Annotated in this window: 16 protein-coding genes; 2 read left to right on the plus strand and 14 right to left on the minus strand. The window is 55.7% G+C overall.

Annotated elements, in window-relative coordinates:
- The first annotated feature begins 301 nt into the window (after positions 1-301).
- Positions 302-979 carry a DUF3800 domain-containing protein gene (locus Q0G18_RS09480; RefSeq protein WP_366768992.1) on the plus strand — a complete coding sequence of 226 codons (678 nt, stop codon included), beginning with the start codon at positions 302-304 and terminating at the stop codon, positions 977-979.
- A 47-nt stretch (positions 980-1,026) separates the two neighbouring features.
- Here Q0G18_RS09480 and Q0G18_RS03375 read toward each other — a convergent pair whose 3' ends face one another.
- On the minus strand, positions 1,027-3,375 hold the full coding sequence (locus Q0G18_RS03375; RefSeq protein ID WP_297149476.1) for a hypothetical protein: 2,349 nt from the start codon (positions 3,373-3,375) through the stop codon (positions 1,027-1,029).
- A gap of 183 nt (positions 3,376-3,558) precedes the next feature.
- Between Q0G18_RS03375 and Q0G18_RS03380 the strand changes: the two genes are divergently transcribed.
- A complete protein-coding gene (locus Q0G18_RS03380) occupies positions 3,559-4,233 on the plus strand; it encodes a DUF3800 domain-containing protein (RefSeq protein ID WP_297149478.1) in 675 nt (224 codons plus the stop codon).
- Between the two features lie 60 nt (positions 4,234-4,293).
- Here the strand turns inward: Q0G18_RS03380 and pglX (Q0G18_RS03385) are convergent, their stop codons facing one another.
- From pglX (Q0G18_RS03385) to Q0G18_RS03445, 13 genes are all read right to left on the minus strand, one after another.
- Positions 4,294-6,768 (minus strand): BREX-1 system adenine-specific DNA-methyltransferase PglX, encoded by a 2,475-nt coding sequence (gene pglX, locus Q0G18_RS03385; RefSeq protein ID WP_297149480.1) that lies wholly within the window; start codon positions 6,766-6,768, stop codon positions 4,294-4,296.
- 119 nt (positions 6,769-6,887) lie between these two features.
- Positions 6,888-7,406 (minus strand): hypothetical protein, encoded by a 519-nt coding sequence (locus Q0G18_RS03390; protein ID WP_297149482.1) that lies wholly within the window; start codon positions 7,404-7,406, stop codon positions 6,888-6,890.
- A gap of 9 nt (positions 7,407-7,415) precedes the next feature.
- Positions 7,416-9,914 (minus strand): BREX-1 system adenine-specific DNA-methyltransferase PglX, encoded by a 2,499-nt coding sequence (gene pglX, locus Q0G18_RS03395; RefSeq protein ID WP_297149484.1) that lies wholly within the window; start codon positions 9,912-9,914, stop codon positions 7,416-7,418.
- Positions 9,915-9,926: 12 nt separating this feature from the next.
- On the minus strand, positions 9,927-13,688 hold the full coding sequence (gene brxC / locus Q0G18_RS03400) for a BREX system P-loop protein BrxC (protein WP_297149486.1): 3,762 nt from the start codon (positions 13,686-13,688) through the stop codon (positions 9,927-9,929).
- 9 nt (positions 13,689-13,697) lie between these two features.
- Positions 13,698-14,138, minus strand: a complete 441-nt coding sequence (locus tag Q0G18_RS03405) for a DUF1788 domain-containing protein (protein WP_297149488.1) — start codon at positions 14,136-14,138, stop codon at positions 13,698-13,700.
- Positions 14,139-14,425: 287 nt separating this feature from the next.
- Entirely contained in the window at positions 14,426-15,070 is a 645-nt protein-coding gene (locus Q0G18_RS03410) for a DUF1819 family protein (RefSeq protein WP_297149490.1), read from the minus strand.
- A 267-nt stretch (positions 15,071-15,337) separates the two neighbouring features.
- Positions 15,338-15,541, minus strand: a complete 204-nt coding sequence (locus Q0G18_RS03415; protein WP_158049612.1) for a cold-shock protein — start codon at positions 15,539-15,541, stop codon at positions 15,338-15,340.
- 198 nt (positions 15,542-15,739) lie between these two features.
- Positions 15,740-16,141, minus strand: a complete 402-nt coding sequence (locus Q0G18_RS03420; RefSeq protein WP_297149492.1) for a hypothetical protein — start codon at positions 16,139-16,141, stop codon at positions 15,740-15,742.
- 39 nt (positions 16,142-16,180) lie between these two features.
- A complete protein-coding gene (ruvB, locus tag Q0G18_RS03425; protein ID WP_297149493.1) occupies positions 16,181-17,260 on the minus strand; it encodes a Holliday junction branch migration DNA helicase RuvB in 1,080 nt (359 codons plus the stop codon).
- A 14-nt stretch (positions 17,261-17,274) separates the two neighbouring features.
- Positions 17,275-17,871, minus strand: coding sequence for a Holliday junction branch migration protein RuvA (gene ruvA, locus Q0G18_RS03430; protein ID WP_297149495.1), 597 nt, complete (start codon positions 17,869-17,871; stop codon positions 17,275-17,277).
- Positions 17,872-17,880: 9 nt separating this feature from the next.
- On the minus strand, positions 17,881-18,384 hold the full coding sequence (gene ruvC / locus Q0G18_RS03435; protein WP_296061219.1) for a crossover junction endodeoxyribonuclease RuvC: 504 nt from the start codon (positions 18,382-18,384) through the stop codon (positions 17,881-17,883).
- Between the two features lie 229 nt (positions 18,385-18,613).
- The gene (locus Q0G18_RS03440; RefSeq protein WP_296061218.1) at positions 18,614-19,417 is read right to left on the minus strand and encodes a YebC/PmpR family DNA-binding transcriptional regulator; all 804 of its coding nucleotides are present in this window, start codon (positions 19,415-19,417) and stop codon (positions 18,614-18,616) included.
- Between the two features lie 205 nt (positions 19,418-19,622).
- Positions 19,623-20,096 carry a low molecular weight protein-tyrosine-phosphatase gene (locus tag Q0G18_RS03445; protein ID WP_297149498.1) on the minus strand — a complete coding sequence of 158 codons (474 nt, stop codon included), beginning with the start codon at positions 20,094-20,096 and terminating at the stop codon, positions 19,623-19,625.
- Positions 20,097-20,361 lie beyond the last annotated feature (265 nt).

The raw sequence follows: 20,361 nt of genomic DNA on the forward strand, positions 1-20,361 counted from the left end.
ATGTTGTATATCTCGGCGAAGATGCGGTTGAGCTCCTCCTCATTTGCGCGCAACCGCTCGAACCGTTCGTTGACCTCGGCTTTTCGCGCCGCGTACTTATCTGCTAAAAGTGTCGCCATCAGTGATTGCCTCCTCTTTATACTGCCAGTTTACATTGAATTTCGAACATTTGTTTGTTACAATTTCGACTTGAAAGGACGTGCTCGGCATGGTATAAACTAAATGGTTTCCTCGAATAGAGGGACCTCCGAGCGTCGGGGGGTTTCCCCCCCGACATTTTTATTTTGAAGGAGGTCGTCTCATGAGGGAGCTGTCTATTTTCATAGACGAGTCTGGCGACGCCGCATTTCGATCCGATTTTTACCTGGTCACTTTGGTGTTCCATAGGCAAGATGAGCTCATCCAGCCCAATATCGCTCAGTACGAATGCACCCTCGCGGAAGAGCTGCTCGATACGATCCCTTTTCATTTCAACCCACTGCTTAATGGGCAGGACGACTACAAATGGAAAGACATTCGCAGCAGAAAACGTCAACTCCATGCATTCAGAATATTCGCGGAACATCTTCCCATCGCTTACGCCGCATTCGTTTTCGAGAAACGCAGTCGCGTTACAAATACCGCCCAATTGACGCGAGCAATAGAAGCCGATGTGAAGGGTTTCCTTCGGTCGAAGCAATCGTATCTGCAAGACTTTGACCAGGTGAAAATATACTACGACGATGGACAGAGCATTGTAACGAAGGCGCTTCACCTCGCTATCGAGGGCGCCATCTCGAGTCAAGCGGCCGTATACAAAGACGCTTCCCCCAAGCTGTACCAGCTCGCGCAGGTCGCCGATTACCTGTGTGGAATCGAGTTGACGGCCGCCAAGTACGAACGGCACCCGGAAACGCGAACCGACGTTGAATTTTTCGGAAGTATCCGAAATTTCAAGAAGAACTACCTCAAAAAGATTCGCAGAAAGCAGCTCAACTGAGGTTTTCGCCTCTTTATAGAGAAGTGTCGCCATCAGTGATTGCCTTTCTATCCCATTCTCTCTTCATATCGCTCTCGACGTATCAGATAGTCGCGATACTCCGACTGACAGGCTTTTCTTATCGCCTTCAGCTCTCCTTCGATTGCGGGGAGAGCATCACGCTTCGCGCGCGCGTCTTTGAGAAGCCCCTCCTTTTGCGAAAGCTCGCTTTCAATTGCCGACAAGCACTCCTTCAGGGGTTTTCTTCCTTTGAAATCGAACAATCCCAGTTGTTTAATCCGTCCTTGCAGCTCTTCCTTCTCTGCAAGAAGCGAGCTTTTCTCCTTTTCGAGGCGTTCAATGTTCCCCGACTTTTCCGTGGCATCGGCGTGCGCAGCCCTCGCGTTGAGCAGCCTTTGGCCCCAATCGACGCCATCGTGGCACCAAAGGAACCACATGCCGTTATCCGATTTGATTGTCTTTTGCTCATCCAGCAGCTTGGCCATCTGCGCGGCCTCGCCCATCGGAAGATATCTTTGGTACTCATTCGTAATCGTCCGTGAAGGATCCGACATGAGCTGAAGCATTTTGTCGTATTTTACGGAGCCTCCATTTGAGCTGGACTGTCGCCATTTCACGTTACGCGTGCGGTTTAGATCGTCAAAGATTTCCTGCTCCGTAAGGCCGCCTCCGCACTCAAAAAGATGATGGCAGACCCGTTCCCTCGGCCCACCGTCGAATGTTGTGCGCTTGTCCCCTTTTCGGCCCGCCTCAAACCGCTCCACGACCGCTTCATGCTGCTTAAGCGCATACTGCTCAGCCCCCGCCTCGACAGCCGCTTGGAGCGCCGCCTCGCGTGCTTCCTCGTCTTTCCGCCTGTCCTCTTCGGTATACGTCTTCTTTTCCGCAATCTGCAGCGGGGGTTTCTGAAGCAGCGTCCGATTGGGCTCCGCTTGAACGCTCGATTTTCCCTCAGTTGACGAGGCATCTTTAGCGGCCAACTTGTCTGCCGCCTTCTTTTTCTTCAGCTCCTCCTCAATCTCGTAAGGCAGCCAGACCGGGGGGCAGTGACGCACACGCTTCAGCAAAGGATTCTTCTGCTTCCCTGCAACGTGGCCAACCACTCTCGGGAAATACATGTCAGCGTCCATGCTCTTGCGTTCCGAGAAGGCAATGGTAAAGGGCTTGCCAGCAAGCGACCGACTGAGCTGGCGCATGTCCCAAATCAGTCTCGCCACCAAGTTGTAGAAGCAGGGGATTCCCGCGGTGAGGCGGTTGTCGCAGCGAACCGCGTAATCGCCGTCATTTGTGTTGCAAATGGTAATGGCCTGAGCGTATGCAGCAAGATTGGCCAGCGTGATCCCCGTCAAGTCGCCTTCCGGCAAAGCTTTGCTAATTCCGGGAGCGATCGCGATGCGCGGAATGATAAGGCCCTCGTCTTCTTCAACCTTGGCTAAAAGCGCAGCGAAATGGTTCACCAAATCGGAGGTGTCGCCGAACTCCCCTTCTTCGGCCACGGTTTTCAGATCGTCCAGCTTCGGCTCATTTGCATGAATGCCCTGGATGGAGTGGTGCTTACCGTCCCAGGCAATATCGTCCTCTTGGAAGAACAGGAGATCGTCGGAGAGCAGCGACAGCATCAAAACCGGCAGATCTTGCGTGGCAGTACTTCTTTCGAAGTCCAACTTGGCCTCTTTGCGTTTCCCTGGCGCATGTCGCTCGGCCTTCGCTTGAGAATCGGCAGGCTGCTTTTTAGAGGCGCTGGGCGCGCTCTTGCTTGCCGGCGTGTTAGCCGATCCACTGGGAAGATTGATCGAGGGGCATTGGTCCACCGTCATCGAAAGGGGGTTCTCCTGCCTTCCCGCCACGCTGCTGACCGTCGTCGGAAAAAGAACGTCCGCATCGAAGTTTCGGCTCCCTACGAAAGCGACGGTGAAGGGCTTGCCGGCAAGCGACAAGCTGAGCTGGCGCATGTCCCAAATCAGTCGCGCCATCAAGTTGAAGAAGCAGGGAATTCCCACGGCGAGGCGGCTATCATAGAGAACTCCATAATTGCCATCATCGGTATTGCGCACGATAATGGCGCGCGCGAATGCGGCCAGGTTGGCCAGCGTAATCCCCGTCAGGTCGCCTTCCGGCAGACTGTTGCTGATTTCTGGGGCGATTGCATCGCGCGGGACGACAAGTCCCTCGTCGTCCTCAAGCTTGACGATGAGCGCGACGAAGTGCTTCACCAGGTCGGGTCCGTCGTCGAACCCCCCTTCCTCGGCTACCGCACTCAGCTCATCAAGCTTCGGCGCGTTCGCCTGGATGCCCCGTATGGAGTGGCGCTTGCCATCCCAAGCGATTTCGCCCTCCTGGAAGAACAGGAGATCGTCGGAGAGCAGCGACAGCATCAAAACCGGCAGATCCTGCATGGTGGAACCCCTTTCTTGTTATCCTCGTAGCCCTTTAATATCGAACGTTTGTTTGCTATAATTTCATCTTGAAAGAGCACCCTGGCCTGTGATATAAACTAGATAGCGTTCCGCAATGGAAGGCTGTCGAAGTAGCCGGGGGCTGTCCCCCGGCATTTTTTTATTTCGGCAGAAGGGCTCACAATGAACGAACTCTCTATCTTCATCGACGAGTCCGGTGATGTTGGATCTGGATCCGAACGCTATCTGGTCACCCTCGTTTTCCATAATCAGGCTGTCGATATCTATGAGAATATTGAACGATACGGGCAATCCATCAGGAACGCCGGGCTTGCGAAGACCGCATTTCACTTCACGCCCATCATAAGAGGACATGACCAGTATTCGCTGATGGACTATCGAACCAGAAGAAAGCTCTTCACTACATTTGCTATCTTTGCTGAGAAAATTGACTTCAAATATGGAACATTTGCTTATCTGAAGCGCGAGTTCCCGACCCAAGAGACCCTTGAAAGCAAGATACGTCGAGATATTAATCTGACAATACGCAACAATCTTGAATTCTTCCAATCGTTTGACACCATCAAGATTTACTACGACAACGGTCAAAAAATAGTGACACGCGCGATTCACGGCGCAATCGAAAGCACGATTTCCAAAGAGGCCATCGTTTATCGCGACGTCTCGCCGGCGTCGCATTACTTGTCCCAAGTCGCCGATTACGTGTGCGGCATTGAGTTGACAGCGATTAGGTATCAAACGCATACAGCAGGCAATACCGAAGAACGCTTCTTCGGCGAATGGGTTAACTTTAAGAAAAACTACTTGAAGAAAATTCGCAAAAAACGAATCAACTAGATTACATTCATGGCGATAGTTCTCGTTGTAGTCTTTTCCACCCTTAGCCACGACCATCACCTAAAGCAGTGGATGGCGTTTGAAATCCCAGGAGGTTTCAAACGAATCCCAATCGAGTTTTGATAGTTCGATCGACGACTTTGCCAGTTGCGCGGCTCGCGGATTACCCGGCACATCTTCTTCGATCGGCAATGCTCGAAGATCGGATTCTCGCTTATTTAACGTTGGGCACAGCACAGCTCCGAGCAACATCGTCACCGAGCTATTCAAGAAACCTGCAATAGAATAGGTTCCTGACCAATCTCCAAAGTGATTAACCCTTATGGAAGGACTTGCCTTATCTGCCATCACTCCCCCACTGCAATATCTAAAAGATAGGCGTGTACTACATAGCCCGCTCCACGAAATATACGGCTCCCGATAATCACGCTCCGAAACCGCACAGCTTTGCGCCAGCTTAATTTCAGCCCCATCGCCCTCCCAATAAACAACGTGGTCTGTATTACCATACCAACGTCTGAACTCTCCGCCCTTCGCGTACTTTTGCCATCGTGCACCTATCTCGAAAAAGGGAATTTCGTGCCATAGTCGCATGAAACGGGCGTTGTTCCCTGTTGCAACGAACCCGACCTCTGTCGAAATGCAAGAAATCGATTGTTCCACATGAAGCGCCTTTGCCACTGAATCGGCGAGACGATAGCTTAATGAATAAGCAGGGAGCTGACGAAAGAAATCCCTTCCCCTGGTAAATGCATTCAAGCCGTCTTTGGCGCTCACGATATTGAGCAACTGGCGCCTTTTTGAAGCTTCGTCGGGCGATGCCGTTACATCAAGAAAGTCGCATGCAAGGGACGCCTGCGAAGCATCGAGGACAACCACGATTGCCGTCATAGCGCCAGCTTGAACGTTATTAAAACCATCAGCCCCAACATCGAGCAATTGCACAACCGAATTTGACTCGAAAAACTGTTTTCGCATTTCGGCATATGACTTCAGGAAGAGCCACCCTTGCGAGAGAATCATCGCAGTATAGCCGAATGATCCGCTGAGCTGTTGCGCGCGCTCGAGGAATGCCGTGCCCACGTTCGCAGAGGATTGCTGGTAGTGCTTGGCCAAAAACGCAGAATACTCCCCATCAATTTTTCGACGCGCCATATAAGGCGGATAGGAGACAACGCATGAATACGTCTGAGCAAGCATCTGGAAATATTCATCCGCGAGAGCAATCTTTTCATAAAGGGCACTGCCAGGAGAAGCGCTCAACTTCGCCTCCGCAAGTGCATCAATATCGCATTGGTCCGGATGGATGAGGCTTCCATATCTCCCAAAGTCCTTAAGCAAGTCGAGAAGATAGCGCCTCTCTCGAAGTGCTGAAGCATCTGCGAGTTCGCTTTCCGTGAACTCAATTGGTTCGAAAACGACGATACGCGGTTGCACCCCACGGCGAAGAAAACGATTATCGCATTCAAGTGCCTTCATCATCAGGGAGAAGCTGGCAATAGCTGCAGCGCAGGAATCGATTTCAAAGCCCGTCAAGTTGGTTTCAAGAATACATCGAGCAGCATCTCGACGTGAGTACCCAGCTTCCTCATATATGCGCACAATCAGGTCAAACGCATGCACAAGAATCGAGCCCGAACCGCATGCCGGATCGCAAACCGTTACCTCTTGAGGGGCGATCTCGCGCATTGGGCGGGCACTATCTTTCGCCTTACGATATAGCATATCCTGAGGCGCTTGACTAACAGGGTGAACCTCCGTCCATAGGCGACTCACAGTATTCTGCGCGATATACTCCGCAAGCCAATCGGGAGTAAAGAGCTGAGTCGCTACCGCAACGTCAACACCGGATATCTTTTTGCCCTTTTTGAGATTATCACCAATCTTGTCTCGCCAATCATCGGTGAAGTATTGATAAAAACGGCTCAGAATACCAACACCTTCGAGCCATTCTCGTTCGGGAATCTTGCCGACAAGCATATCGATAATGCCATCTTCGCCGAGCAATCGATCAGGAAGCAGCAAGTCGAGTGCATCTAATTTGCTCCCGAACATAAGCGACATAGATCGACCCAGCTCATGGCATTGAGCTACCAACAGGTAATGGAAGAGCGCTTCGTCGTCACCTGCTTGAATCAGTTGGATAATATGCGATTGGTCAATATCGGCAATTTCCACATTCAGCGCCTCTTCGATAACCTGTGGAGCCGATAAGCCATTTGAACTTGAGAAAAAACGCAGATGACAGGGGAGGTAATCATGCACCTCCATATACCGGATAGCGACCAGACGGTTAAACCATACGCGCGCGGCTTGCTCCCTCAACTGGTCGATGCCATTACGAGAGGCGTAATCTATTAGCCACTTTCTCTGGGCGATTTGCTGGACATCGAGTTGACAGTTTATCAGTAAGTTAGAATCGCAGGACGGCACACTTTCCCTATCGATTGCCAAACGCCTGATTCGACTCTCAACCTCGGTGACCAGCAATTTATGAGCGACAACTACGAATTTCTTTATAATCGGATCATTCAACTAGCTTATCCTTCGCATTTCGTAAAGCAAGAAATGATGACCATCTAACAATCGGTCGGGGGTACGGACAATTCTTTGGACCAACCTAAGCGGCCAGTCCCTTGCTTATCCGCTTTTCGTCATTTCAAGTATTTTCGACGATTATTCAGAAGACTTCGCCATCTCTTTAATGTATCGATTTTGATAACGGCCCTTCCTCGAAGTTTTCCATTTCTGCTAGTTTGCATAACTAGGTATTCCCCCGTTTTAGTACAGTGATACCGGAAAGAACCATGTGCAAGCGCATTGCGAATCATGTAAAACAGGCCTTCAACCTTCTGCTTGTCCCCTTTCGCATAAACGCAAAGCTCTTTGTCCAGCGTGTACTTATTAAACACTCCAAGTTCTCTTAGAGTACTATTTAGTTCAGCGTCTTTGACATATCGCCATGTCTGATTAGCTAGATTGCTTTCACTTTTCATCGCTGATGCTAGCGTTAGGTAATTATGTCCGCTCCAGCCTAAGGTTGAAAAGTCGCAGCTTCTTGCAGAAACGCCCTTGACAGGGCAATCAAGCACATACTGGTTGTATAGCCAGAGCATCAGCTTGCTATTTGGTTTTTGGGCTGAATTAAAATTCCAATCGTACGACTTTGACATGCGAAACACCTACAGCAGCGGATGGCGTTTGAAGTCCCAGGAGGTTTCAAACGAGTCCCAGTCGAGTTTTGAGTGAAACTGCAACTCATCAACCAGCATGTCGACATCTTTGAGAGCCGTTTCGCACTGAAGAACCGGGAAGGAACCAACGACTCCTGCGCTCCAGTTCAGCGTTGGGTTTATTGCTTTAGACAGGAAACGAATAGGGGACGAATTTAACAAACCGAGAAGATAGCGGGATGATCCGCACAATGGATAGCAGGCTGGACCAGCATCCCCCACAACAAACTCAGCCGAGTTCAAAGATCTGAAGCTAATATCCCCCGATGTGATTAAAGACCAGCATAGGCATGGCTTGAAGTAATCGTCCTCGTTAATATTGCCTGATCCCGGATAAGCCTTGATCTCCTCGCCGTTATTGCTCCAGCGCACAACGTAGTCACGATTTCCATACCAGCGGCGAAATGAACCACCCTTCGAATAGAACTTGTAATCAGCACCAATTGGACCCGAAGAAACTTCGTGCCAAAAACGCAAAAAGCGATCATTGTTTCCTGTAAACATCCCTTTACGGGTTTTTGCGACATCCATAAGGGAGATTCCATTTTTAAATGCCCTATACGCCCCTGCCCCAATCCAGTAGGCTATGGGGGTGCCGGGGATTTGGGTGAAGGTTTTTGCGTTTCTGCGATAGAAGTAGCCACAATCAGGGTTTGCTATTGCCTCTCGTGTTTTTGGAGCTTGGACTGCCGCTCCAACAAAGTCCGACAGGCGAACGTATCCACCCTTATACTCGTCAACATAGCTGTTATGGAACGTGAAGGTACAGATGGGAACCGTAGCGCCTGCAAAACCCGAGTATTCGAGCTGAACCAACGAGGTAATGGTCTTCTCGTTGATCATCTTTTCGCGGAGTTTTTCATAGCTGCCGATGAACATCCAAACGAAGGGGCACATGATGCCAGCCTCGCCGCGCTCGTTCGCATAGTCCATAATGCGGACGATAAACGAAGAGAACAGGTCGCTCTTAACGTCGGGGTAATTCTTCTTGATCCATTTGCTCATGAAGGAGCTGAAGCTGCTCGATCCCATGTAGGGCGGGTTGGCCACCACGCAATCGAACTTCCTTGCAAGCGCCTCGCACACCCGAAGCGCATCTTGCAGCTTTTCGCCCAAGTCGTTCCCGAAGAGACTGCCGCCCTCCGCCTCGGCGGCAAAACGGGCCGCATCCGTCCGCAGCGCCTCCAACTGGGCTTCCGTCGGGTTGAGCAAGCTCCCGACTTCGCCCAAGTGCTCCAGCGCATCGATAAACTGCTGGTCGGCCATGATCGCGGCATCATCAGACAGCTCGATTACGTTGCCGGCCTCGTCGCGCTGAAACTTCGTCGGAGCAACCACAAGCACATCCGCCTGCACCCCGCGACCGAAGAAGCGCCGATCGTGCTCGCGTGCACACATGGCCAGCGCCAAGTTGGCAATCTGCGCCGCGCGCGGATCGATTTCCATGCCCGCCAAATTCTTCTCCAAAATGAGCTGCGGAATCTCACGCTCGCGGTACCCGCGCTCCACATACATGTCAAACAGAAGCTGAAACGCGTACACCAGAATATGTCCCGAACCGCACGCCGGATCGCACAGCGTAATGTCTTCCGGCCCGTCAATGCGGATGAAATCCTCGTGCTCGGCGTCGGGTGCAATATAGTAGTCCCACTTTTGGCACAGCGTGCTTTCGGGGAAGTTCAGCATCCACAACCGCCCGAGCGAGTTCTCCACCATGTAGCGCACGATCCATTCAGGCGTGAACAGCTGCGTCGCAGGACCTATGGTGTCGGGCGTCTCCTTCGCTTTCGACTTGAAAAACGCGTCTTTGACCTCGGCGTTGTAGTACTGATACATCCACCCCAAGATTTCCACGCGCTCCCAGTCCTCTTCAGGGATAGACGTCACCAGCCTGTCGAGCACGCTGTCTTGCCGCAAGAGGCCATCGGGCAACAGCAACTCCATAGCGCTTCCCACCCGATCGAACACGCCGGGGATGCAGCTCGAAAGCTCGTCGCATTGCGCCAGGAACAAGCATCGGAACAGCGCCTCGTCGTCGCCCGCCTGCATAAGCTCCATCACGCGCGCCGCGTCAAGCCCCTCGATCTGCACGTCAAGCGCGCACTTCAGCACCTGCGGGGCGAACGAGCCGTCATCCGCCGAGAGCATGCGCACGCGGCACGGCAGGTAATCGTGCAGCTCCATGAAGCGAATGGCCACCAGCCGGTTGAACCACGTGTACGCAGCGCGCTCGGCAAGCGCCGCGTGCCCCACCTCACGCTGCAGCCGAAGGAGCTCGGCGCGCTGGCGCTGCTCGTCGGGCGACAGCGGCACGCCGTCCACACTCGTGGCGTCTTCGGGCAGCGTGTTCGCTTCCACCACCGAAAAGCGCCTCATGCGCGTTTCCACCTGCTCGATCAGGGCGTTTCGAGCCCACGTGCAGAAGTTCTTGATAGCGGTATCGTTCATGGCAGGCTCCCTTTAGCTCAGGCGGACGGAATCGTTATCGGCAAGCGCTTCGAGGAGCGCCTTGCGCACCGAGGAAAGATAGGCATCCACCTCGGCCTCGTTCGTCAGCACGGCGCGATCGAACGCCTCGTCGCGACGCAGCACCTTGCGCTTGAGGGGCTTGGGAGCAGCCTCGGCCGGCTTATCTGCGACGATGACCTTAGTCACCGACCCCGATTGACTAACACCGCGACCGCCTTGGGATATTCCCTGCAAAGCGACATTGCGGGCGGCGGCAACTTGCGTTCCACCGGGCTTGGGGCTCACCCGAGCCCCCGCAGGGACGGCGCTTACCTCGCGTTCCGTCAACTCGCGCTTCAGGCGAATCTCGCGCTCGGCCTTCGCACGGGCCTCGTCAACCGCAGCATCGACAGCCTGGTAGCCCTCTTCAATCAGGTCCTTGAACTGCATCCTCAAAGTATCGATGACGCCTGCCGCCTTCGCGCTGTGCACGCGGCCCTTAACCGACGCGATTTTGTGCTCGGTGCCCGCAATCGCCAAATTCGCAGCCCGCTGATAAGGGTCCTGATTGTTCGCAAACACCTTCAGCTCTTCGACCGCGCCGTCAATCGAGCTTAGAAGCTCGTTTTGCTTGCTGCGCACGATTTTGCCATGCATGGCCGATAGCTTTTTTGTGAGGCCGGGCAGCTCGCTCACCCGTCGATACGGCTGCGGATCGCGCAGGATGCCCTCCATGTCCGCAATGACCTGCTGAGCTTCCTCGTTATCGCCGAGATAGAACGATTCGCGGTCCATAAGCGCAAGCGTCTCCACTGCCCCATCGAACAAGCGCTGCTGGTTGGGGAAGAACCCGTCGACCGGCTCCATGTCTTCCGCAAAGTCGAGCAGCTTGTCGCCATTGGCGTTGAATGCGCGCAGGAACGCCTCGCCATCGGCCCGATCGGCGAGGATTTCACCGATCACATGGAGCCCGTCTTCGACAATGCTTTTGCCAGGATACGGAAACTCCGGCGCAAGGCCCGTGAAGTGGTCGTGCATGAGGCTTTGGCAGTGCTCCTGCGTTTCCTCGAGCTTTGCTTGGATGCAGTCAATCAGCTTGTCTTCATCCTCGGGCACGGCACTTGTGTCGGCAAAATCGCGAAGGATACTACGCGCTTTGCCGAGCAGCGCGTCCGACATCTTTTCCCGAATTCGAATCTCGACCTTGTCGGCATGTTTGCGCAAGCAATCGATCATGTTCTTGTCGTCCGCGCGCAGCGCCTGCCCGCCATAGAGAATGGTCGCATCTTGCGCGGCGACAAGCTGGGCGGCAACGGCGGCGATGTCGATATCGCGCCACCCGTATGGATCTGCCTGGTATTTCCGCTGGATATCGCCCATCGTGGTTTGCACATGTAGGCGTATTTGCAGTTCGAGGAACGTTTTCATGTCGGCGACCGCACGCTCGTTCGCGCTGCCCATACCCGCCATCGCCGATTGCTCGTTCGTATGGCGCAGAATGCGGATGATATCCCCATCGCCTTCCACCGGGTCGGAGATGTAGTCCGCCTTGGTGAAAATGCTGTCGACCAGCTTGTCGAGCACCGTTTCGAACAACTGCTTCGCGCTCATGGCGCGCACCGTCACCATGCTACCGTTGACGGCCACGCGCGCGTTCACCACCGCGTTTTCGATGAGCGTCTTCGCCTCTTTTTCGTCGTGTTGCGCCTGATTCATCTTCCCCTTGATGATTTCCTGCGTGCTGGGCGGAAGCTGGCTCTTGTTGATGGTTCGCGCATACTTCCTGGTCCGCGCCACGTTTTGCATCATCTCGAAGTAATCGGCGTCATCGGAGAGCACCACAAGCGCCTGCCCTTGCGACTTCACGGCAATTTCGCCATCGGCAGCCTCGTAGAGTCGGCCTTCGTTGGCAATCGTCGCCACGTTAAGCTTCATGCCGCCCTGCGACGTGCCGTAAATTGATCCGTCGACGTAACGGTCGAACGGGAAATTGTTGGCGCCGCGGCTAAGTTTCCTCTGCGAGAATATGCCTTCGAACAGCACTTTCTTGATATTCTCGGTCACTTCTGCGATATCGATGGGCACCTGGGAGATCTCTCGCGCGATGTCCTGCTCTTCGTCGGTGAGGAAATTGTACGCATCGCCCCGACGCGCCACGTAGTTTTCACGCACCAGGCGGTCGAGCGACGCCTTCAAACGTTCGCGCAGGGCAACCTTGTCCACGCCCATGTCGTCGACCATGAGCGTGGCGATGTTGTTCAGCGTGCCCTTGAGGTACGTGATGTAGCGGATAAGGTAGAGCAGCTTCAGCACGCTGATATCCTCGGGCCGCAGCACCTGATGCGCCTCGGCAGCACGCGTGGCGCGGTCGACCACCTGCAGGATGCCGTGCTCCAAATCCTTCGATATCGTGTCGAAGAACCGCCAGAACGGGACGAGCGCTGTGGTCTGCTCGCTTTGCACGACCTGCGCCGACTCCTGGAACGCCGACAGCATCGAGCGCTCGCCCGTCGACATGTGCTTTGCCTTCACGCCGTGCTTGCGTATTTCGGTCATCACGTCGGGGAGTACCTTGAATTGATAGGACACGAATGGATAGGAATCGACGAAGTCGCCTTCCGATTCGTAGCCCAAAAGATCGCCGCGCGAGCCTTCGAACGAGAAGAGATTGCGCAGAACCGCGCTTTGATCCTCGTATTCGTCTTGCAGGGTCAACTGCGCCGCCTGCGTTTTGTCGAGAACACGGCGTTTGATCACCTCGTCGACCGACGAGCTGGAAAGCGACAGGCGCGTCGTGAATCGACCCTGGATTTTCGAGAAGTCGTCACCGACGATAAGCTGATTGCCGTCGATGGATTCCTGGCTCGTCACCATGACCCACACGCGCCCGGCGCAACGCGCGCCAATTTCCTCCACCAGCGTTTGCAGGCTCAGCATAAGGCTTACGTCGTCGCCGATGAACTGGCCCACCTCGTCGACCATGAACAGCAGGCGAAAACGCCCACCCTCCTCGTCCGCGCGACGCGCCGCGTAGTCGCCCACCATGCCGACAAAGCTGTCGACCGCAATCACGTCGTCCTCAGTGCCGTTGAACCAGTTGCGCGCGGCAGCTTCGCTCATGCCGAGCGCGCTTTGAAGAGCCTCGACCACGTCGTCTTCAAAGTAGGCGTACGTCTCGCGGCTTTCCACCCACGGCATGCCGTTCACCTGTTCGAACGTTGTGCGAAACTCGTCGGTTTTACCCCGCGACTCGATGAACATCTCGAGCTTCGCGAGCTTTAAGTCCTCTCCGCAAAAGCCCAAATGCTCGAAGAACACGCGCTCGAACGCGCGCAGAAGCGCCGTTTTCGCCGTGTCGCCTTCCTTCCACTGCCCGCCCTTGGTGTCGATGTTGAAGAGTATCGCCTCGGTGGGCACGCCGGCGCAGCGACGCATTTTGGAATAGACCATCTCGTCTTCGAGCTTGCCGTCGAAGTAGTCAATGGCCGCCTTGCCGCCAACCACCTTGTTTGCCAGCAGGTACGACAGCATTTTCAGGAAGTGCGACTTGCCCGAGCCGAAGAAGCCCGAAATCCATACGCCGATTTTGTCGGTGGGTATATCGAGCGCGGTTTCGTAGCTTTCGAAGAAGTACGCGAAGTGGCGCTGCAGCTCGCGCGTTACCACGTATTCGGAAAGTTCCTGTTGGATGGACTCCTCGTCGCTTTGCGAGACTTTGATAACTCCGTTGATGGAACGGTTGATGTCCTTGCTGAACAGGTCCCTAATTACCATGACACACTCCTATACAAGGTCGAAGGCCCGATAGTAATTTCCATCGGATAAGCTGTTGAACAGGCTGAATGAATGCCCTGTGTACGCGCCTGGGTACGCGATGACCACGGGCATATCGCTGAATCTCACGTGCAAGTTGTCGAGTAAGGTATGTATTCTGAGGAACGGGTACACCTCGCCCACCCCCGTGAGCACCAGCACGTCCCCGCGCTCATGCGGTTCGTAATCGATTGCCTCCGCGAACGCCGCGGGCGTGCATATCTTCGACAGCTGCTTGAGCTGGCTGGCTGTGCCATGCTTTGCTTCCTGCACCGGAATCGCCTTGAGGATTCGGCGCTTCTCGCATATGTCGAGAAAGACGTCGTAGAGGTTGCGCGAAACGATGCGATACGGTTTGTCGCCCGTTTCGGATTCGCGTTCAAGGTCGGCAAAGAACGCCCGTGCCTGCATTTCGAGGGCGGGGTCATAGCAGAAGGTGAAAAAACCTATCTCGTTTCCGATGCCTTTATTTTCTAAAAAGTTGACGTCGAGAAGATGGGCCCTAAGCGCTTCGCAGCGATGCGAGAAATCGGCCTGCGCACGGGCGGCTCGGGAATGCTCGGCAACAATGTCGCGCGTGGCCGTTTGCTTCCCGCGAGACGATTTTGCCCTTTGCTTTAGTGCAGCCGCTAAGGGTTCTGACTGTTTGGAACCTTTTAAGTCAGTTGACGAAGGGGGGGGGTCATTTTCGAAGACAATTACATCACCGTCGATCCATCGAATGCGAAAAGCAACTCAGCGTCGCCGTTGTCGCGAATCGCTTGTTCGACCTCGTAGTCGAGAAATACTGGTTGCAGCACTTCTGAAGATACCGTTTCGAGAAAGCCAACCTGCACAAGGCAATTCGCAAGCACGCCTTTCAATCGCGTGATGGTTTCGTCGCTCCACTTGTCGGCACCCGGATACTCAAGTTGAAAGCGCGTGAGGAATGCCCCCAAATCAGCCTTGGTAAACGAGGAGTCCATCGCCTCGATACGCGCCCCGATTTCCTCGATCATGAATGAACGCATGAGATCGAAACGGATCATCAGGAGATACAGATTCACCTGAGCAGCCTGGTCGAACGAGCCTTGTGCAAGAATTCTCACCAGACGATCGCATGCGTCATCGTTCGCGCGATCCCCTTCGCGAAGCGTTGCGAAGCGAGCAATGCAGTCGCGAGATCGCTCGCGCAGCGAACGAGCACTGGCGCATTGGAAGAGGTTGTCGCGAATGACATGCTCGACAATCTCGTCGGGGCTTTCCCCCCGCAAAGCAAGCGACGCGACGAAGCGCATTTCTGGAAGCATGAACTTCTCGCGGGTTAGGGTGCCGCCACTATGTTTGGCTCGACGAGGGCTCACGCCGACGAACAACCCCTTTCGCAGTTGGATTCAGAAGGCATCAAATGATTGGCCTGTTCTCATTCTATATCAGTACTTGGGAATAGGGACAAAACGATGTTGGAAATTACTCAGCTTAGTTTTGAGACCGAGGCATATATTCGTCATGTGGACGCCCCCAGACGTCGGCGAAGCCCTGAGGGCAACCGCATCGCATCCTGCATGCGCGCACAAAAAACGACCCCGCTTTCGCGAGGCCGTTCAGCATGTATGAATGTAAAAAAGGATTTACAGCTTCACCACATTGCTTGCCTGGAGCTTGCCGTTCTGACCCGTGGTCACGTCGAAGGAAACAGCCTGGCCCTCATCGAGCGTCTTGAAGCCGTCCATCTTGATCTCGGAAAAATGAACGAAAAGGTCTTCGCCATCCTTCTGGGAGATGAAGCCGTAGCCTTTTTCCGGGTTGAACCACTTAACAGTACCTTCCGCCATTTTAAAATCCTCTTCTCTTCCCCTTAAGCCGGGGAGGTAACTCTGCGCGTTGCATGGCGGCAACACTCGCCCTCACTTCGAGGGCACATGAATACTATACGCTATCGCGCTGCGAAAACCGTTCCGAAATCGCAGGAATTCGAACCATTTTTCTCAAAGCGCGCAATACGGCGAGCGCCCATCAGAAGCAGCGCGCCCTTAGTCCTGCGTCGATTCGAGATAGTCGAGCCGCTCGGTCGGCGTGCCCTCGGCAAGCTCGAACCCGTAGGCCGAGGCGAGCGCTTGCGCCTGGCCTGCGCGAACCTCTGCGAGCCCATCGTTTCCCGCACTGCGCAGAAACTCGGACTCGAGCTGCAGACTATTCGCGACGTATTTGGTGACATGCGGGTCGACGCCCGACACCTGGAGCACCGAGGCCATCGATTCGGGGGCAAGCGAAAGAAGCATCGACCCGTCGAGGTCGGTCGCGTCGGCGATAGCATTCTCGAGCATGTCGGCAGCGGCCGCCGGATCACGGCCATCGTCGGCACGCTCGATGCTGCGGCGCATCGCCTGCATGAACTGCATGAGCAGACGCATGAGATAATCTTGTTCGAACATGGCCCTCCTCGTTCGCGATAGGTTACAGTCGGTCCTTCATCAGTCGGCCTTCGGCGGCGCGATTCCTAGATGCTCGTAAGCGCGCTCGGTCGCCTGGCGGCCCTTCGGCGTGCGCACGATAAGCCCTTGTTGCATGAGATAGGGCTCATACACGTCTTCGATGGTGTCGGTGTCTTCCGAGAGCGCCGACGCAAGCGTGGTGAGGCCCACGGGGCGCCCGCCGAACTGCACGGCAAGCAGCTCTAGGATACGATTGTCAACCGCGTCGAGCCCCAAGCTATCCACCTCGAAGAAGCTGAGCGCCTGCGCCGCGACATCCTCGTCGATAACGCCGTCGCCCCTCACCTGCGCCCAGTCGCGCACGCGCTTGAGCATGCGGTTCGCCAGACGCGGGGTTCCGCGGCTGCGGCGGGCGATCTCGAGCGCGCCATCTTCGGAAATGGGAACGTCCAGGATGGCGGCAGAGCGCGCAACGATTGCTGCGAGCTCCTCGGGCATGTAGTACTGCAGGCGGAATGCGATTCCGAAGCGATCGCGCAAAGGACCCGTGAGCAGGCCCGTTCGCGTCGTCGCGCCAATGAGCGTGAAATGGGGCAGGTCGAGGCGGATCGATCGCGCGGCCGGCCCCTTCCCCACCACGATATCAAGCGCGAAGTCCTCGAGCGCGGGATAGAGAACTTCCTCGACCATGCGGTTCAGGCGGTGAATCTCGTCGATGAAGAGGACATCGCCCTCTTCGAGGTTTGTGAGGATTGCCGCCAAGTCGCCCGTTCGCTCAATAGCCGGCCCGCTCGTCGTGCGGATGTTCGCGCCGAGCTCATTGGCAACCACTGTGGCGAGCGTGGTCTTGCCAAGCCCCGGAGGGCCGGAGAACAAGATGTGGTCGGCGCACTCTTTACGCTGCTGCGCCGCCTCGATCAAGATGGCGAGCGATTCTTTCACCTTGGTTTGTCCCAGGTAGTCGCACAGTTTCTTCGGGCGCAGGCTGCGGTCAAGCGCGAGGTCGTCCTCTTGCAAGTTGGGCGCCACCGCACGATCGCTTGCAGACGGGGACACTCCCCCCTGCATCGCAGTTGCCGCCTCGAAGACCATTCCCTCTATTTGAACACCGTCCGCCATTGCGTCCTTTTCATCTAATGTGCCGTACCCAGTCGCTTAAGGGCATATTGTAACAGCGCTGCCTCGGTTGCGCCCTCGGGAGCCCCCTTCAACGCCAATTCTGCCTCCTGCGAGGTAAATCCCATGGAGAGAAGCGCCTCGGCCGCGCCCTTCAGCCTGTCGTCGAGAATCGTTTGCGTGGAAGGTTCGGAGAGCAGACTTTCAAAGCTCGCATCGAAGGAGCCTTTCAGCTCGAGGATGATGCGCGATGCGCTCTTCTTGCCCACGCCGGGGATCTTCTGCACGAGGGCGACATCCTGCGCGGCGACAGCGTCCGCCAGCGCGCGCGGGGAAAATGTGGAAAGCGCCGCCAGCGCGACCTTCGGCCCGACGCCAGTCACGCCTATCAGGCGCTCGAAAGTGGCCTTCTCCTCTTCTGAGAGGAACCCGTAAAGCGCAATGCCCGCATCGCTCACCTGCAGATACGTGAGCACTGTGACGGTGGTGCCGGATTCTGGCAGCTTAGAGAGCGCCGTTGCCGACATGAAGACGGCGTAGCCCACACCGTTCACATCGATATAGGCGACTTGCGGCGTTTTGCCGGCGAGCTTTCCCTTGAGAAACGCAATCATGCTTGCTCCTTACTTCGCAAGTCCGCCGAAGCCTTCGTGAGTGGTGTAGCAGATGGCGGCGGCCAACGCATCGGCAGCGTGGTCGGGGCTTGGCACCGAGTCGAGCGAGAGCAACTGGCTTACCATGTATTGCACCTGTTCCTTGTCGGCAGTGCCCGTGCCTACTACCGCAAGCTTGATCTGGCGAGGCGTGAATTCCCCCACGCTGAGGTTTTCCTCCGCGCAGGCGACGAGCGCCGCGCCGCGCGCCTGACCCGTTGCGAACGCCGCAGTGATGTTCTGCCCGAACCACACCGTTTCGATTCCCACGCACGTGGGTTTGAAGCGATCGATCACCGCGCCGATCTGCTCGTGGATCTTGCGAAGGCGCAAGGAGAGCTCGACCTGCGCGGGCGACGATACGCAACCGTATGCGATGCACGAGAGCTTGGCGCCGCGCTGCGACACGATTCCCCAGCCCGTGTTCGCCAGACCTGGGTCAATCCCGAGTATGATGCGCTCGCGCGTTGCCACTGTGCTCCCTTGCATTCCCAAACGTTTGTTCGCTATTGTAGCATACCGATTCAAAATGCGAACATTCTTTCGCGTTTTCCTTCGCAAGAAACGCAAAAGGCGACCCCTTTCGGAGCCGCCTTGCAAATCCATTCCCAAAGCAAGAAAGCTTCCCCACCTCGCTCGACGCTTCGCGCGAGCAGGGCGCGCCCGCTCGGGCGCCTAGATGGGGAAAGAATAGTCCACAGGACTATTCTTCTTCCAAAGCCTCGGCGATCTCGTCGGTGATGTCCATCGTGTGATAGACGTTCTGGAGGTCCTCCAGCTCTTCGAGGCGATCGATGAGGCGCATGACCTTCTTGGCGTCCGCCACGGACACCTCGGTCGGCGTGGACGGAATCATAGTGAGCTCGGCGCCCTTCACCTGAACGCCCTGCTCCTCGATAGCCTTCTTCACGGCCATGAGGTCGGACGGCGAGGTGTAGACGATCCACTCCTCGTCGGCATCCTCGTAGTCGTCTCCGCCAGCCTCGGCGACGGCCATCATGAACTCGTCCTCGTCAGCGGCAGCACCGTTCGGGCCGATGGGGTTCTTCTTGTCGCCGGTCTCAATTTCCTTGGCGACCATGATTTGGCCCTTGCGCTCGAACTGGAACGACACGGAACCGGAAGTGCCGAGCGAGCCGCCCGCATGGGTGAACGCGCTGCGCACATCAGCAGCGGTGCGGTTGCGGTTGTCGGTCAGAGCCTCGCAAAAGATAGCGACGCCAGCCGGGCCGTAGCCTTCATACTGAACGGTTTCGTAGTTCGCAGCGTCCTTGCCGGAACCGAAAGCCTTGTCGATAGCAGTCTTGATCTTGTCCTTCGGCAGGGAGTAGCCCTTCGCCTTTTCGATAGCAGCGGCGAGCGACGCGTTGTTCTCGGGGTTCGGGTCGCCACCTTCCTTCGCAGCAACAGTGATGTTACGGGAAAGCTTGGAGAACAAAGCAGAGCGTTTAGCGTCCTGGGCAGCCTTGCGGTGCTTCGTTGTAGCCCATTTTGAGTGACCTGACATATACGTCCCTTCCGATAATGCAAATACCAGCCGCATAGTTTAGCACAGAGGGCAAGCTACACAAATACCCCACGCCCCACCCGCACGCAATTTGCAGAAGAGAAAATTGTCACCAGCGCGACGGCGATCACCCACCCGAAACAAGAAGGGCCCCAAAAACCCGCCTAAGCACCACGGCCGCGTGCTTGCGTTCTCGGGGCGGCCTCTAGTGCTCGCCTTCCAGCTTCGAGAGCAGGCCGCGACACCCGGCGACGACGTCTCGATAGGTCGCGTCGAAATTGCCGGTGTACCACGGATCGGCCACGTCCTTACCATGGCGAGGGTCGTCATCGGGAAGAAAATCGAGCAGGCGCACGAACTTATTCTGCGGGTCGCCGCCGAAGATAGACTCAAGACCGTGCAGGTTCTCCCTGTCCATATAGACGAAAAGGTCCCACTCGCCGTATTCGGTTGCCCGCACCTGCCGCGCGCGGTGGGCATGCGTGGAAATCCCCTGCTCGCGAAGCTTTTTCAGCGTGCCCGGATGAGGCAGCTCGCCGATTTCTTCGGTGCTTGTCGCCGCAGAGTCGATCGAGAACTTCCCGCCAAGGCGAGCTTTGCGCACCATGTCCTCCATGACGAATTGCGCCATGGTCGACCTGCAGATATTGCCGTGGCATATAAATAGGATGCTATGCACGAGCCCCCTTCCGCCAATTCTTCGAGATGCCAACCAAAGCCAACACGGCTGGGCCAGCAACGTTTAATCATAAGGGTCTTCCGTTGCAGAAAGGTTAACGAGCCGAACGCAAAAGAAGAGAAGCAAGCAGCGCCCGCGCACGGGAAGGTGCCAACTCGAAAAGCAAAACGCATCAGTCAGAGAACGCTCGCAGAAAGGCGTGGGCCCCACGACGCGAGATCCGTGTCGACAAGCAAGCGCCCACAGACGAAAAACACGGGCCCGA

Source organism: uncultured Ellagibacter sp., from assembly GCF_934636505.1.
Lineage (GTDB): Bacteria > Actinomycetota > Coriobacteriia > Coriobacteriales > Eggerthellaceae > Ellagibacter.

What these genes read in the sequence shown, in the direction of transcription:
- Q0G18_RS09480 (WP_366768992.1), top strand. Translation starts at nt 302, where the DNA reads ATGAGGGAGCTGTCTATTTTCATAGACGAGTCTGGCGACGCCGCATTT.
- Q0G18_RS03375 (WP_297149476.1), bottom strand. Translation starts at nt 3,375, where the DNA reads ATGCAGGATCTGCCGGTTTTGATGCTGTCGCTGCTCTCCGACGATCTC.
- Q0G18_RS03380 (WP_297149478.1), top strand. Translation starts at nt 3,559, where the DNA reads ATGAACGAACTCTCTATCTTCATCGACGAGTCCGGTGATGTTGGATCT.
- Q0G18_RS03390 (WP_297149482.1), bottom strand. Translation starts at nt 7,406, where the DNA reads ATGTCAAAGTCGTACGATTGGAATTTTAATTCAGCCCAAAAACCAAAT.
- pglX (WP_297149484.1), bottom strand. Translation starts at nt 9,914, where the DNA reads ATGAACGATACCGCTATCAAGAACTTCTGCACGTGGGCTCGAAACGCC.
- brxC (WP_297149486.1), bottom strand. Translation starts at nt 13,688, where the DNA reads ATGGTAATTAGGGACCTGTTCAGCAAGGACATCAACCGTTCCATCAAC.
- Q0G18_RS03405 (WP_297149488.1), bottom strand. Translation starts at nt 14,138, where the DNA reads ATGCAGGCACGGGCGTTCTTTGCCGACCTTGAACGCGAATCCGAAACG.
- Q0G18_RS03415 (WP_158049612.1), bottom strand. Translation starts at nt 15,541, where the DNA reads ATGGCGGAAGGTACTGTTAAGTGGTTCAACCCGGAAAAAGGCTACGGC.
- Q0G18_RS03420 (WP_297149492.1), bottom strand. Translation starts at nt 16,141, where the DNA reads ATGTTCGAACAAGATTATCTCATGCGTCTGCTCATGCAGTTCATGCAG.
- ruvB (WP_297149493.1), bottom strand. Translation starts at nt 17,260, where the DNA reads ATGGCGGACGGTGTTCAAATAGAGGGAATGGTCTTCGAGGCGGCAACT.
- ruvA (WP_297149495.1), bottom strand. Translation starts at nt 17,871, where the DNA reads ATGATTGCGTTTCTCAAGGGAAAGCTCGCCGGCAAAACGCCGCAAGTC.
- Q0G18_RS03440 (WP_296061218.1), bottom strand. Translation starts at nt 19,417, where the DNA reads ATGTCAGGTCACTCAAAATGGGCTACAACGAAGCACCGCAAGGCTGCC.